The organism is Streptomyces sp. NPDC024017 (assembly GCF_040638895.1).
GTDB lineage: Bacteria > Actinomycetota > Actinomycetes > Streptomycetales > Streptomycetaceae > Streptomyces.
Window position 1 is genome coordinate 444467 of sequence record NZ_JBEZYZ010000008.1, and the last position, 13015, is coordinate 457481.

At 71.5% G+C, this 13015-nt stretch carries 10 protein-coding genes; 6 read left to right on the forward strand and 4 right to left on the reverse strand.

The window, feature by feature from the left end; all coding sequences use genetic code 11:
* Positions 1-6: 6 nt before the first annotated feature.
* A complete protein-coding gene (locus AB0G20_RS24005) occupies positions 7-834 on the forward strand; it encodes an MOSC N-terminal beta barrel domain-containing protein (RefSeq protein ID WP_361305746.1) in 828 nt (275 codons plus the stop codon).
* 12 nt (positions 835-846) lie between these two features.
* Here AB0G20_RS24005 and AB0G20_RS24010 read toward each other — a convergent pair whose 3' ends face one another.
* The gene (locus tag AB0G20_RS24010) at positions 847-2928 is read right to left on the reverse strand and encodes an autotransporter-associated beta strand repeat-containing protein (RefSeq protein ID WP_361305748.1); all 2082 of its coding nucleotides are present in this window, start codon (positions 2926-2928) and stop codon (positions 847-849) included.
* Between the two features lie 215 nt (positions 2929-3143).
* Here AB0G20_RS24010 and AB0G20_RS24015 point away from each other — a divergent pair, with 215 nt between their 5' ends.
* Together AB0G20_RS24015 and AB0G20_RS24020 are read left to right on the forward strand one after the other, a co-directional pair.
* The gene (locus tag AB0G20_RS24015; RefSeq protein ID WP_361305750.1) at positions 3144-4265 is read left to right on the forward strand and encodes a glycoside hydrolase family 43 protein; all 1122 of its coding nucleotides are present in this window, start codon (positions 3144-3146) and stop codon (positions 4263-4265) included.
* Between the two features lies 1 nt (position 4266).
* The gene (locus tag AB0G20_RS24020) at positions 4267-5679 is read left to right on the forward strand and encodes an RICIN domain-containing protein (RefSeq protein WP_361305752.1); all 1413 of its coding nucleotides are present in this window, start codon (positions 4267-4269) and stop codon (positions 5677-5679) included.
* 6 nt (positions 5680-5685) lie between these two features.
* Here AB0G20_RS24020 and AB0G20_RS24025 read toward each other — a convergent pair whose 3' ends face one another.
* Positions 5686-7350, reverse strand: a complete 1665-nt coding sequence (locus tag AB0G20_RS24025) for a rhamnogalacturonan lyase B N-terminal domain-containing protein (RefSeq protein ID WP_361305754.1) — start codon at positions 7348-7350, stop codon at positions 5686-5688.
* A 190-nt stretch (positions 7351-7540) separates the two neighbouring features.
* Here AB0G20_RS24025 and AB0G20_RS24030 point away from each other — a divergent pair, with 190 nt between their 5' ends.
* The 3 genes from AB0G20_RS24030 (at position 7541) to AB0G20_RS24040 (ending at position 11230) form a co-directional block, all read left to right on the forward strand.
* Positions 7541-8584 (forward strand): rhamnogalacturonan acetylesterase, encoded by a 1044-nt coding sequence (locus tag AB0G20_RS24030; RefSeq protein WP_361305756.1) that lies wholly within the window; start codon positions 7541-7543, stop codon positions 8582-8584.
* 95 nt (positions 8585-8679) lie between these two features.
* Positions 8680-10362, forward strand: a complete 1683-nt coding sequence (locus AB0G20_RS24035; RefSeq protein ID WP_361305758.1) for a DUF2264 domain-containing protein — start codon at positions 8680-8682, stop codon at positions 10360-10362.
* A 76-nt stretch (positions 10363-10438) separates the two neighbouring features.
* Positions 10439-11230: an isocitrate lyase/phosphoenolpyruvate mutase family protein gene (locus AB0G20_RS24040; RefSeq protein ID WP_361305760.1), complete on the forward strand. Its 792-nt coding sequence runs from the start codon at positions 10439-10441 to the stop codon at positions 11228-11230.
* Here AB0G20_RS24040 and AB0G20_RS24045 read toward each other — a convergent pair.
* Together AB0G20_RS24045 and AB0G20_RS24050 are read right to left on the reverse strand one after the other, a co-directional pair.
* A complete protein-coding gene (locus tag AB0G20_RS24045; protein ID WP_361305762.1) occupies positions 11227-12219 on the reverse strand; it encodes an aminoglycoside phosphotransferase family protein in 993 nt (330 codons plus the stop codon). The genes AB0G20_RS24040 and AB0G20_RS24045 overlap by 4 nt on opposite strands.
* Entirely contained in the window at positions 12212-12802 is a 591-nt protein-coding gene (locus AB0G20_RS24050) for a WHG domain-containing protein (protein WP_361305764.1), read from the reverse strand. The genes AB0G20_RS24045 and AB0G20_RS24050 overlap by 8 nt, the downstream gene beginning before the upstream one ends.
* Positions 12803-13015 lie beyond the last annotated feature (213 nt).

The window sequence follows — 13015 nt, forward strand, 5'->3', positions numbered from 1 at the left end:
GAAGTCATGGCACGGGTCGTCGAGTTGGCGTACTACCCCGTCAAGGGATGCGCCGGGACGTCGGTACGCGAGGCGCTGCTGACCCCGGCGGGACTGGCGCACGACCGCAGCTTCATGGTCGTCAGCGAGGAGGGCGTGTACCGGACGCAGCGCCGGGATCCGCTGCTGGCCGTCATACGCCCCCTCATCACCCCCGAGGGTGACCGGCTCACGCTGACCGCGCCCGAGGCCGAGCCCCTCCACCTCCGGGTGGACACCTCCGGCACCCGGCGGGAGGTGGACCTGTTCGGAACCGCTTACCCGGGGATCGACCAGGGCGACGAGGCAGCGGACTGGCTCTCGGATGTGCTCGGCGCACGGAGCCGGCTGGTACGGACACCGCCCGAACACGACCGGGTGACCGACGGCCTGACACCCGGCACCTCCGGCTACGCCGACAGCTGCGCGCTGCACGTCATCTCCCGCTCCACCCTCGATCTCCTCGACACCAGGATGGCCGCCCGGGGCGCCCACCCCCTCCCTGTCGACCGCTTCCGCCCCAACCTCGTCATCGACGGCTGGGACGAGCCCCACACGGAGGACCGCGCCCACCGCCTCCGCATCGGCGACACGGAACTCGGCTACGCCAAACTCGCCATCCGCTGCGCGGTCACCCTGGTCGACCAGCACGCCGGCACCCGAGCAGGCCCGGAACCCCTCCGCACCCTCGCCGGCTACCGCCGCGCCACCCAGGGCGGCGTCGCCTTCGGCACGAAGTACGCGGTGCTCCGCCCTGGCAAGTTGACGGTGGGGGACGAGGTGGACGTCACGGTGTGGGGCGAGTCCGAGCTGTGAGCACCGGGCCGTTCACCGGCGCGCTCGGCCCGCATGCCGTCGGCCGCGCCGCGCCCGTCCCGCCGCCACCGGTACCGCGAGGCTGATGATCAGGGCGGAGCCGAGGGCGTAGGGCCACCAGCCGAAGCCGGCCCGGGTCGAGGCGCCGGTGCTGCGGGGGGTTGCGGCGGATGGTGCGGGGGTGGTGGGGGACTGGCTCGGGGCGCGGTCGGGTGTGAGGACGACGTCGTTGCCGTCGCCACCCCGGTAGCTGATGCGGTAGGTGGTGTCGGACAGCTTCAGGCGGGCGCCTTCCTTCAGACCGGTGAAGGTTCCCGAGGTCCTCGCCTCGCCCCTGTGGTCGAGCACGGTGATCTCGCGAGTGGCCCCGGGCGCGGCCGAGGCGTCGAGGTCCCCGGCCAGCCGGACCCGGCCCGTCACCGTCAGCGGCTTGTCCCGGAGGACCAGTGAGCCCTTCGGGCGCTGGGTGTAGGGGCCGTTGACGGTGAGGCCCGTCGTGACCGTGCCTGCGTTGGTGACCGCGCCCCGTACCGTGCCCTTGCCGGTCAGCGTCGTCGTCACGCGCAGGCCCGAGCGGCTCGCGTCCAGCCCGGCCCCGGCCGAGGTGAGCCGGATCGCCTCGCTGTGGGCGAGTGTGGCTCCGCCGCGCAGCGCGAGGGTGCCCCGGGAGACCGTGGTCGGCCCGGTGTACGTCACCGCCCCGCCCGTCAGGGTCGTCGTGGCGGCGCCCGACTGTGTGAGGGAGCCGCTGCCGTCGATGCGGGAGAGAGTGAGGGGCCTGCCGGTGTTGCGCAGGATCAGGGAGCCGTTGTTGACGATCCGGTCGTGGGTGCCGCCCGTGTGCAGGCCGCCGTCGCCGCCCCGTTCGCCGCTGCCCAGGCGCAGGATCGCGCCCTTCTCCACCGTCGTGGAGCCGTCGTAGTACTGCACGGCCGCGAAGGTCACGTCGTTGCCGGGGGTGCCCGCGATGACGACGTCGCCGGCGCCGGGGGCCGACAGCGTGTCGTGGAATCTGCCGCCGCCGATGGGGGCGCCGAGCGTCACCGGGCCGTTGTAGTCGAGGGTCAGCCGGGAGCGCGAGCGGGCTGCCAGCAGGTTGATGTAGACCGTCTCCGCCGTGCCCGGCATGAAGATCCTGTCGGTCGTGCCGTCGCCCCACTGGACGTTCGCGCCCTTGATGTTGGTGCCGCGCTTGTTGACGTTCTTGCGGGCGGGCGTCCAGTTGAGGGCCGGATCGCTGAGCGACGGGTCCGTGTCGCCGCCCTGGTCCGACCAGCTGTACTGGCCGGTCAGGATCACCTTGCCGCCCGGCCGGGACTGGACGTTGATGTCGCTGCCGTACTCGCGCTGGTAGAAGTCCATGCCCATCGTGACGGTGCGGCCCAGCGGGGTGTCGACCGTCCAGGTGCCCTGGTTGAGGATCTTGCGGACGCGCGGGAGCGAGGTCGCGTACTCGGGCCGCCCGGCGTTCGCCTGCGTGCCGTTGTCGATCACCCCGGAGAAGGAGTGGGTGCCCGGCAGGTCCCACGTGCCCCAGAGGAACCTGGGCTGCGTGATCAGGCCCGAGCCGCTGACCGTGCCCAGGTTGTAGGCGCTCTTGAGGGAGAGGCGGAGGGTGCCGTCGACCCGGATGTTGTCCTGGTTGAGCCGGAACGCCGGGGTGTCGTACGGGAAGTGGCCGATCAGGCCGGTCGTACCGCCGTCGCCGTACTGGAGCGTCGCGCCGCGCTCGACCGTGACCGCCGGAGGATCGGGCCGGGTGACGGTGACGTACGGGTGGTTGCCGCCCGCCGTCCGCACCCGCTGCCCCTGCCGGGACCGGGGGAGCGTGAAGTCGCTGTCCTTGGTCAGGACCAGCGTCCCGCTGCCGCGCACCGTGAGTGTGCCCTCGCCGCGGAACACGCCGTCGTACCTCGTCGTCCCGGGCGGCACGGTGACGACCGTGTCGCCGCCGAGCGTCACGTCCCGGCCGGCCAGCACGTCGGCCGTGACGTCCCGGGCGCCCGCGGCCGTCGCCGGGGGAGCGGTGAGCAGGGACGCGACCGCCGCGAGGACGCCGGCGGCCGCTGCTGTGGTGTGGGTGAGGCTGCGCACATGACCGGAGACGGGCCATGTCCCCGCGGATAACAGAAAATTCGGCGGGCCCTTTCCGAAACCGACCGGGCGTGTTGGTCCCGTCAGACCCGTTGACCTCCTCGTGTCACCCCCTTACCTTTTCGGCGTTCGTAATGACAGATGGTGTTCGAAATCTCAGACGGCATCGGACGACAACGCCGTGTGTCCCCCCAGTGAGAGGCAGGCCCCACCGCATGAGCCGCGACCGCGACCACGCTCTGCCCGAACCCCCCAGCCGCAGACTGTTGCTGAAGGGTGCCGCAGCCGCCGGCGCCCTGGCCGCCGTCCCCGCCCTCCCCGGCGTCGCCGAGGCGGCGCCCCAGGGAGAAACCGCTGCCGGAACAACCGCCGGGCGCCCGAAGCCGGTCCCCTTCGTGAACCCGCTCGTCCGCAACCGTGCCGACCCGCACATCCACCGGCACAAGGACGGTTTCTACTACTTCACCGCCACCGCCCCCGAGTACGACCGCATCATCCTGCGCCGCTCCCGCACTCTGAACGGCCTCGGCACGGCCGACGAGTCCGTCATCTGGCGCGCCCACCCCACCGGCCCCATGGGCGCCCACATCTGGGCGCCCGAACTCCACCGCATCGGCGGCAAGTGGTACATCTACTTCGCCTCCGCGCCCGCCGAGGACGTCTGGGCGATCCGCATATGGGTGCTGGAGAACGCCCACCCCAACCCCTTCAAGGGCACCTGGGTGGAGCGGGGCCAGGTCAAGACGGCGTGGGAAACCTTCTCCCTGGACGCCACCACCTTCACCCACCGGGGCAAGCGCTACCTCGCCTGGGCGCAGCACGAGCCCGGAATGGACAACAACACCGGCATCTTCCTGTCCGAGATGGCGAACCCCTGGACCCTGAAGGGCCCGCAGGTGCGGCTCTCCACCCCCGAGTACGACTGGGAGCGCATCGGCTTCAAGGTCAACGAGGGCCCGTACGTCATCAAGCGCAACGGCCGCCTCTTCATGACGTACTCGGCCAGCGCCACCGACTTCAACTACTGCATGGGCCTGCTCACCGCGGACGCCGACAGCCACCTGCTGGACCCCATCAGCTGGACCAAGTCGCCGACGCCCGTCTTCACCAGCAACGACACCACCATGCAGTACGGTCCCGGCCACAACTGCTTCACCGTCGCCGAGGACGGCCGCACCGACGTCCTCGTCTACCACGCCCGCCAGTACAAGGAGATCAACGGCGACCCCCTGAACGACCCCAACCGCCACACCCGCGTCCAGAAGCTCGGCTGGAAGCGCGACGGCACCCCCGACTTCGGCATCCCGGTCGCCGACACGGTGAAGGTGAGTGGATGACATGAGACGTGCGTACGCGGCTCTTCTCGCCCTCTGCCTCGGGCTGCTCGGCGCCCTCGCCACCGCCGGGCCGGCCCAGGCCGCGCCCCAGACCCTCACCAACGGCACCCAGTTCAAGGACACCTCGGGCAACCCCGTGCACGCGCACGGCGGCGGGGTCCTCAAAGTCGGTTCCTACTACTACTGGTTCGGCGAGCACCGCAACGCCGACAACACCTTCCGGTACGTCGACGCCTACCGCTCGACCGACCTGAAGAACTGGGAGTTCCGCAACCACGTCCTGACCGAGGCGAGCGACCCGGAGCTCGGGACCGCCAACATCGAGCGGCCGAAGGTCATGTACAACGCGGCCACCGGCAAGTTCGTGATGTGGATGCACAAGGAGAACGGCACCGACTACAGCGAGGCCCGCGCGGCCGTCGCCGTCTCCGACACGGTCGACGGCAACTACACCTGGAAGGGCAGCTTCCGCCCGCTCGGCCAGCACATGTCGCGTGACATCACGGTCTTCGTCGACACCGACGGCGCCGGGTACATGATCTCTGCCGCCCGCGAGAACTACGACCTCCAGATCTACCGCCTCACCGCCGACTACACCGGCATCGCGAGCCTGGTCGCCAACCCCTGGCCGGGCGGCCACCGCGAGGCGCCCGCGTTGTTCAAGCGGGGTGGCGTGTACTTCATGCTGACCTCGGGCGCCACCGGCTGGAACCCCAACCAGCAGCAGTACGCCACGGCCACCAGCATCGGCGGCCCCTGGTCGGCCATGAAGAACATCGGCGATTCGACGGCGTACGGCTCGCAGACCGCGTTCGTCCTGCCCGTGCAGGGCACCTCGGGCACGTCGTACCTCTACCTGGGCGACCGCTGGGGCAACTCCTTCAACGGGACGGTCAACGACTCCCGGTACGTGTGGCTGCCGCTGACCTTCTCCAACTCGACCACGATGGCCATGTCCTGGTCGCCCGAGGTCACGATCGACACGGCCGCCGGGACCGTCACCGGAACCAGCGCCACGTACAACACGCTGATCGCCCGCCACTCCTCCAAGTGCGCGGACGTGACGAGCCAGTCGCTTTGGGCGGGTGCGCAACTCAAGCAGTACGACTGCAACGGCGGCACCAACCAGAAGTACTGGTTCAAGTCCGTCGGCAGCGGTTACTACCAGCTGATGGTCAGGAACAGCAGCCTGTGCGTGCAGGAGAACGCGAGCACGGTCACGCAGGAGAACTGCGCCTCCTCCGCGACGAGCCAGCAGTGGTCGCTGACCACCACCGGCTCGTACGTGAACGTCAAGTCCCGCGCGAGCGGCGAATGCCTCGACGTGAACGGCGCGTCCACCGCCAACGGTGCCGCGCTCATCACGTACACGTGCAACGGAGGCACCAACCAGCAGTGGACGCGCGGTACCTGACCCGGCTCAGGCCAGCAGGTCGATCGCGTCGACCGCCGTCCCCGCGCTGAGGAACCCGCCGGCCCCCGACCCGCTCACCACGTCGATCCTGAGCACGTTGTACTGACTCGTGTCCGTCTTCCAGGCGGACGCGGGGACGCTGTACGTGAACGTGTGGTTGTTGCCCCGGTAGGAACCGTTGGTCAGCGACCGGGTGTTCGGCTGGGTGGGCGGGGCGGGGATCGCCGAGGTCCAGGCGTCGTTGACGGTGACCTGGGGCCGGCCGTTGGCGTAGGCCGTCGTCACCCCGATGCGCAGGGTGTGCGCGGCGGCCGCCTGGGCCGCCGTCAGCCGGAAGTACACCAGGATCCCGCTGTTGACGTCCTTCCAGAGGTAGCAGGGGAAGGCCGCCGTCTCGCCGCTGCCGACGACCACGTTCCCGGTCCAGGACGCGGCCCGCACGTCCGACGGATGCGCGTACGTCATCAGGTCCGCGTTCTTGAAACCGCCCGGCGTGCCGTTCCAGTCGCCGATCCGCCAGATCGCGCCCGCGTTCGACGGGTCGTTGGAGGACGGGATCGCGAGCGTGTTCAGGGTCGTCGTGCCGCCCGCCGACACGCTCACCGACGTGGTGTACACCGCCAGTTCGCCCTTGAAGACGGTCAGCGTGTACGTCCCCGGCAGCACACCGGAAAGGGAGAAGTGGCCGTCCGAGTCGCGCGCCGAACCCCAGTACTGCGCGGTCGAGTTGGCGATCGCGACGGTGTACGGGTACGCCGTGTTCCGCCCGGAGATCCCCACGCCCGCCACCTTGCCCCGGCCGCTCGCCGGCACGTACCCCGCGATGCCGAGCGAGTCGGCCCACGGTGTGGTCAGCGTGCCCGGGTACAGCGCCGAGGAGGGTGCCCCGCCGTCCGTGAAGGCGATGACGTACGGCCCCTGGAGGCCGAAGCGCTGCGCCTCGGTCTGGTTCTGGCCGTAGTAGAGGATCTCGTACAGACCACCGCCGTCCGCGCTCTGGTGGCGCAGCAGGGAGCGGTAGAAGGGGCCGCCGGAGGCCTTCTCGTGGTTGCTGCGCACCATCCACAGGCCGACGCCGCCGGCGGACCAGCCGATGTGGTCGTAGTCCATGACGCGCCGCTTGGAGTAGTGCTTCGAGCGGGTCTGGCCGTCGGACTTCCGGAAGACGTCCGAGGCCTCGATGGCGGTGGGCGCGTAGGTGTAGGAGTCGGGCTCGTCGTTGAGGAACGCGCCCTTCTTCACGCGCACGATGTACCGGGTCGCGGAGACGGACGCGTCGGCCTTGTTCGTCCACAGATAGACGTTGTTCTCGCCGCTGCGGGCCGCGTAGTAGTGCTTCAGCGTGCCGTGCGTGACGGAGATCAGGATCGTCGAACCGGACTGCTTGATGCTCACGGTGGAGGCGCCCAGGCCGGACTCGATGTGCGAGTTCATGCCGCCGTAGCCCTGGTACTCCGTGCCCCGGTAGACCAGGGAGGTGAGGTCGCCGGTGGACTTGTCCACCTTGAGGACGAGTTGGGCGCCGGTGTCGACGACGTAGTGCGAGCCGTCGTCGGTCCAGCCGAAACCGGCGGCGTGCGCCGTGCGGGTGAGGGCCGCGCCGACGGCACCGGCAGTGGCGGCGAGGACGACGGTGCGGCGGCCGACCGGTCTGTTCGTGGCTCCGGGCATGGGGGTGCCTCCTGCGAGAGGTGGGGGGAGTGCAGTGGGAGCGAGGGTGACAGTTGAATCGATTTCGCGAAAGGGCTTTCACTCATGCGCGAGCCAAGATCTGTCGAATGCTGTTCGGGGTCTAGAAAGCGCTTGTCCTGAGCGGTACGGTCCCCCTCCAGGTCTTGTCGTGTGCTGGGAGGAGCCTGGAGTGAGACGTTTCAGCATCGCCGTCGTGGCGGCGGTGACCCTGGGTACCGCGTTGACGTCCGTACCCGCCCACGCGGGCGGGGGGAGCGGAGGCCGGGGCCTCGCCCACTGCACCGCCGGCACCTGCCACTTCGACGTCCCGCCCGGCACGTACGACGTACGGGTCACCCTCGGCGGGAAGACCGCGTCCAGCACGAGCGTCAGCGGTGAGACCCGCCGCTCCCTGCTCCCGGAGACGGCCGCACCGGCCGGCCGGCGCATCACCCGGACCTTCACCGTGAACGTCCGCACCCCAGAGGGCGAGCCCACCGGCCCCGAGGGAACCCCCGGCCTCGACCTGAGGATCGGCGGCTCCGCCCCGGCCCTCGCCGACATCGCGGTCACCCGCGCCCGGCACACCCGCCAGATCTTCCTGGTCGGCGACTCCACCGTCTGCGACCAGCCCGGTGACCCGTACTCCGGCTGGGGCCAGCAACTGCCGCAGTACCTCCGCGCGGGCGTGTCCGTCGCCAACTACGCCGACTCCGGGGAGAGTACGGTCTCGTATCTGGGGAACCCCCAACTATGGGCCACCGTGAGGCCCCTGATCCGCCCCGGCGATCTGGTCCTGGTCCAGCTCGCCCACAACGACAAGACCACGGACGAGGCCACCTACCGGGCCAACCTGGAGACCCTGGTGGCGGGCGTCCGGGAGCGGGGCGGACAGCCGGTCCTTGTCACACCCATCGTGCGGCGCTGGTTCAACCCCGACGGCACGCTGAACAACGGAACCGCGCTCCTGGTCAACGGCCTCGGTGTCGACCACCCGGCCGTCACCCGCGCGGTCGCGGCGGCGCAGGACGTCCCGCTGATCGACCTCACGGCGAAGACCAAGGCGTTGGTGGAGTCCCTCGGCGTGGAAGGCTCCAAGGCGCTCTACCTCACCAACGAGGCGCGGGACAACACGCACACTTCGGTGCGCGGTGCGACGGCCTACGCGGGCCTCGTCCGCGACGAACTCGTCACCCGGCATCTGGTGCCCAAGGGCAAGGTGCGGGTGGGATGAACCCCTGGGGCGTCCCGACCGGAACCGGGGCGCTCCAGGTCTGATCCGTTCCGAGTCCGATCCGTTCCGACCGGCCCGAGCACGAAAGACAACCGATGCAGCTGCCTCCAGCCGACCGCACGACGTCCCCGTTCACCGGCTACACCCGCGCCCACTGGGAGGCGGCGGCCGACTCCCTGCTCACCGCCGTCGAGCCGTACGCGACCGAGGACCGCGCGCTCTACCACCTGCCCGGGGACCGGGCCAGCTGGTCGGGCCGCCTCTCCGACGGCCTGGAGGGCTACGCCCGCACCCTGCTGCTCGCCGCGTTCCGCCGCGACGAGAAGGCCCTGGAGCGCTACGCGGACGGCCTCGCCGCCGGCGTCTCGGGCGTCTGGCCCCGCATCGAGGACCGCAGCCAGCCCCTGGTGGAGGCGGCGTCCATCGCCCTGGCCCTCCGCTTGACGCGGGAGGTGCTCTGGGACCGCCTCGACGAGGGCGTACGCCAGCGGACGGCCGCCTGGCTGGCCGACGCCCTCACAGCCGAGCCCTGGCCCTGCAACTGGGAGCTGTTCCCCGTCACCGTGGGCGGCTTCCTGGCGGAGGTCGGCCACGAGCCGGACGCCTCCCGCGCGGCGATCGACCGCGGCCTGGAACGCATCGAGCAGTGGTACGTCGGGGACGGCTGGTACACCGACGGCGACGGCCGTAAATACGACTACTACAACGGCTGGGCGATGCACCTCTACCCGGTGCTGCACGCCTGGCTGGAGCAGGACGAGCGACTGCTGGCGCTGTACGGTGACCGCCTCTCCCGGCACCTGGCCGACTACGCCCGCCTGTTCGGCGGCGACGGCGCCCCCATGCACCAGGGCCGTTCCCTGACGTACCGCTTCGCGACCACGGCGCCGCTGTGGCTGGGCGCGCTGACCGGCCGTACGCCCCTGACCCCCGGCGGGACCAGGCGGCTGGCCTCGGGCGCGCTGAAGTACTTCCTGGACCGGGGCGCGGTGGACGACCGGGGCCTGCTCTCCCTCGGCTGGCACGGCCCCGACGAGTCCGTGCTGCAGGGCTACTCGGGCCCGGCCTCGCCGTACTGGGCGAGCAAGGGCTTCCTCGGCCTGCTCCTGCCCCCGGACCACGAGGTCTGGACGGCGCGGGAGGAAGCCGCCCCCGCCGAACGCGCGGACTTCGTCACCCCCGTCGGTCCTCCCAACTGGCTGCTGCAGTCCACCCGTTCCGACGGCGTGGTCCGCCTCCACAACCACGGCAGCGAGGACGTCCGCTACGACCCGTACTACACGCGGCTGGCGTACTCGACCGTGACGACCCCCGTGGACTCGTTCGACAACAGCGTCCTCGTCGCCGGCGACCCGAGCCGCACCGGCATCGAGCCGCTCGGCGTGGGCGAGGGCTGGGCGGCGTCCCGGCACACGGCGGGCGGGGGAGCGCGGGTGACGAGTGTGGTGCTGGCGCGCGGGGCGGCGGAGGTGCGTGCGCATCTGGTCGCGGGGGCGGAGCCGGGGACGGCGGTCCGCGTGATCGGCTGGACCGCGCCGGACGGTACCCGGGCGGAACTGCTGCCCGTCGTGGGCCTCGACGACGACCTCAGCGGCGTCACCACCGGGGACACCACCCTGTTCGTCGCCCTGGCCCGGCTCACCGCCGAGGCGGATCCCGCTCCGCTGGCGGAAACCGTCGCCGTAACCGCTTCCGGCGAGGGGGAGTTGACGGTCCGCTGGAGCGAGGGGCCCGCGGTACGGGTCCGGCTGGACGGGTCCGGCGTGAACGTCGACTGACCCCTCTCACCAACGGTTCGCCGACGGGCGTCGTACTTCGGTCCGCGCCGAAGCGATCCGGACCTAACGTGGCGGCATGACCGCGGATCCGCAGCAGACACCGTCCGGCCGGGCCGTGACCGCCTTCGCCGGCCTCCACCGCGCCGGGGAGCCTCTGCTCCTGCCCAACGCCTGGGATCACGCCTCCGCCCGGGCCCTCGCGGGGCAGGGGTTCCGGGCGGTCGGGACGACGAGTCTGGGCGTCGCAGCGGCCGCCGGTCTGCCCGACGGGGCGGCGGCGACGCGGGAGGAGACGCTGCGACTGGCCGTCGCCCTGGGGTCCGAGCCGTTTCTGCTGACCGTCGACGCCGAGGGCGGATTCAGCGACGACCCGGACGAGGTGGCGGAGTTCGCACGGGAGCTGTACGCGGTCGGAGCGGTCGGCATCAACCTCGAGGACGGCCTCGGGCCGGCCGCCCGGCACGCGGCGAAGATCGCGGCGGTCAAGCGGGCCGCTCCCGGCCTGTTCGTCAACGCCCGTACCGACACCCACTGGCTGGGCGACGGGGACGGTACCCTAGCGCGCCTCGACGCCTACCGGCAGGCGGGCGCGGACGGGGTGTTCGTCCCCGGTCTCACCGACCTGCGGGGGATCGAGACCCTGGTGCGTCACCTGGACGTGCCCCTCAACATCCTCTACTCGCCCGGCGGCCCGCCCGTCCGCCACCTCGCCGACGTCGGCGTAGGCCGCGTCAGCCTGGGCTCGCTGCTGTACCGGCGGGCGCTGGGCGCGGCCCTGGAGGCGGTGGCGGACATTCGCGCGGGCCGGACACCGGCAGGCGCGACACCCTCGTACGACGAGGTGGCCGGGCCGGCCCGACGACCCTAGGTGTCGAGCGCGGCGACCAGCAGGGAGACGGCGGCGAGGTCGGGCGCGTCGCGCAGCCAGGTGACGGCCTGCCGGGCCCCGAACTCGCGCTGCTCGGCGGTCACGGCGGTGTCGACGGCCGTCTCGGCCTGCACGTGGATGTAGTTCAGAGCCGTGGCGAAGAGCAGCGAGAAGGACTCCGGGCCCGTGAGGACGGCGCGGCCCCCGGCCTCCCGGTAGGCCCGCGCCAGGCGCCGCGCGGAGGCGATGTTCACGTCGTTGCCGCCGGACCAGACGTAGACGGCCCGCGCGAACTCCCGCTCCGCCGAGACGGGTCCGGCGTTGTCCCAGTCGAGGAGGACCGGTCCGTCCCGGCCGACCAGGACGTTCTGCGGCTGGAGGTCGAGGTGCGAGGTCACCAGGCCGCCGGGCGCCGACGGGGTCACCCAGTGGGCCAGCTGGGGCGCGGACGTGGCGACGAACCGGTCCAGTTCGTCCGACCACGGCAGGCCGGCGTCGCGCACCTTCTTGAGGACGTCCTCCCAGTCGGCGTCGTCGGGGCACCGCTCGTACCAGTCGCCCGGGCTCTCGACGGCTCCCTCACCGGCCTGGTGGAGCAGCGCCATGGTCCGGCCGAACCAGTCCAGGACGTCCGGGTCGCAGACGTCGGCCGGGGCGCCTTCGATCCAGTCGTACAGCTTCACCCAGGGCCCGCCGCCCGGGGAGTCGAGGCGGGAGACGTGTGCGCCGTGCCGGGCGGGGTGGAGCCGGGGCGAGGCGATGCCCAGGTCCGCCGCGGCGTCCCGTAACGCGGCCTCGCGGGCGACCTGGGCCTCGTCGCAGCCGAAGAGGAGTTCCTTCACGGCCCAGGAGCGGCCGTTCCCGGAGAGTTTCCAGATCTGGCCGAGGGCGCCCCGGGTGACGGGTGCCATGGTCCAGGGGCCGGTGCCGAGGGCGTAGATCTCGGCTATGACACCGGCCGTGTCATCGGATCGGGCTCGTTCAGCCATCGGGTGTCCTCTTCTCGCGGGGCCAGTTCCGGAGCAGTACGTGCAGGGCGTCGATCGCCCTGTCCCAGGAGGCCTGCACGTCACGGGGCGCGCCGAAGGCGCCGGTGGACTCCAGGGCGCAGTAGCCGTGGAAGGTGCTGCGCAGCAGGCGCACGGCGTCGGTGAGGTCGGGTTCCTCCAGGCCGTAGGCGCGGAGCATGCCGTACGTGACGTCCGCCGTGCGGCGCATCGCGGGGGAGCCGGTGACGAGCTCCTGGTCGATCCGGATCTGGGTCGCCGCGTACCGGCCGGGGTGCTCCAGGGCGTAGGCGCGGTAGGCGGCGGCGAAGGCGGCGAGCGTGTCCCTGCCGGGCTCGCGCCCCTCGACCGCCTCCGCGATCCGGTCGATCATCTCGCCACCGGCGAGGAGGGCCATGCGGGTCCGCAGGTCCTTCAGATTCCGGACGTGGGTGTACAGACTCGCGTCCTTCACCCCGAAGCGGCGGGCGAGGGCGGAGAGGGTGACGCCCTCGACCCCGACCTCGTCGGCGAGCTCGACTGCGGCCGCGACGAGGCGCTCGGGGGTGAGTCCGGCTCTGGGCATGGGGGTCGCGGTTACCTCTCGAACAGGGCCATGTCGTCGGTGAGGCCCCACAGGAGCTGGGAGTGATCGTAGCCGCCGGTGCGGATGGGAGGCATGAGGGCGTCACACCCCGCCGGTCACTCCAGCCCCTCCGCGATCGCGCGCCCCGTCTTCTGGGCCGTCAGGCAGCGCAGCAGGCTGTGTGCGGGCCTCCTGCCGGACGACGGGCTCGTT

Excerpts from the sequence above, each read along its gene's own strand:
- AB0G20_RS24045 (WP_361305762.1), bottom strand. The coding sequence starts at position 12,219 with ATGGCTGAACGAGCCCGATCCGATGACACGGCCGGTGTCATAGCCGAG.
- AB0G20_RS24020 (WP_361305752.1), top strand. The coding sequence starts at position 4,267 with ATGAGACGTGCGTACGCGGCTCTTCTCGCCCTCTGCCTCGGGCTGCTC.
- AB0G20_RS24050 (WP_361305764.1), bottom strand. The coding sequence starts at position 12,802 with ATGCCCAGAGCCGGACTCACCCCCGAGCGCCTCGTCGCGGCCGCAGTC.
- AB0G20_RS24005 (WP_361305746.1), top strand. The coding sequence starts at position 7 with ATGGCACGGGTCGTCGAGTTGGCGTACTACCCCGTCAAGGGATGCGCC.
- AB0G20_RS24015 (WP_361305750.1), top strand. The coding sequence starts at position 3,144 with ATGAGCCGCGACCGCGACCACGCTCTGCCCGAACCCCCCAGCCGCAGA.
- AB0G20_RS24035 (WP_361305758.1), top strand. The coding sequence starts at position 8,680 with ATGCAGCTGCCTCCAGCCGACCGCACGACGTCCCCGTTCACCGGCTAC.
- AB0G20_RS24025 (WP_361305754.1), bottom strand. The coding sequence starts at position 7,350 with ATGCCCGGAGCCACGAACAGACCGGTCGGCCGCCGCACCGTCGTCCTC.
- AB0G20_RS24040 (WP_361305760.1), top strand. The coding sequence starts at position 10,439 with ATGACCGCGGATCCGCAGCAGACACCGTCCGGCCGGGCCGTGACCGCC.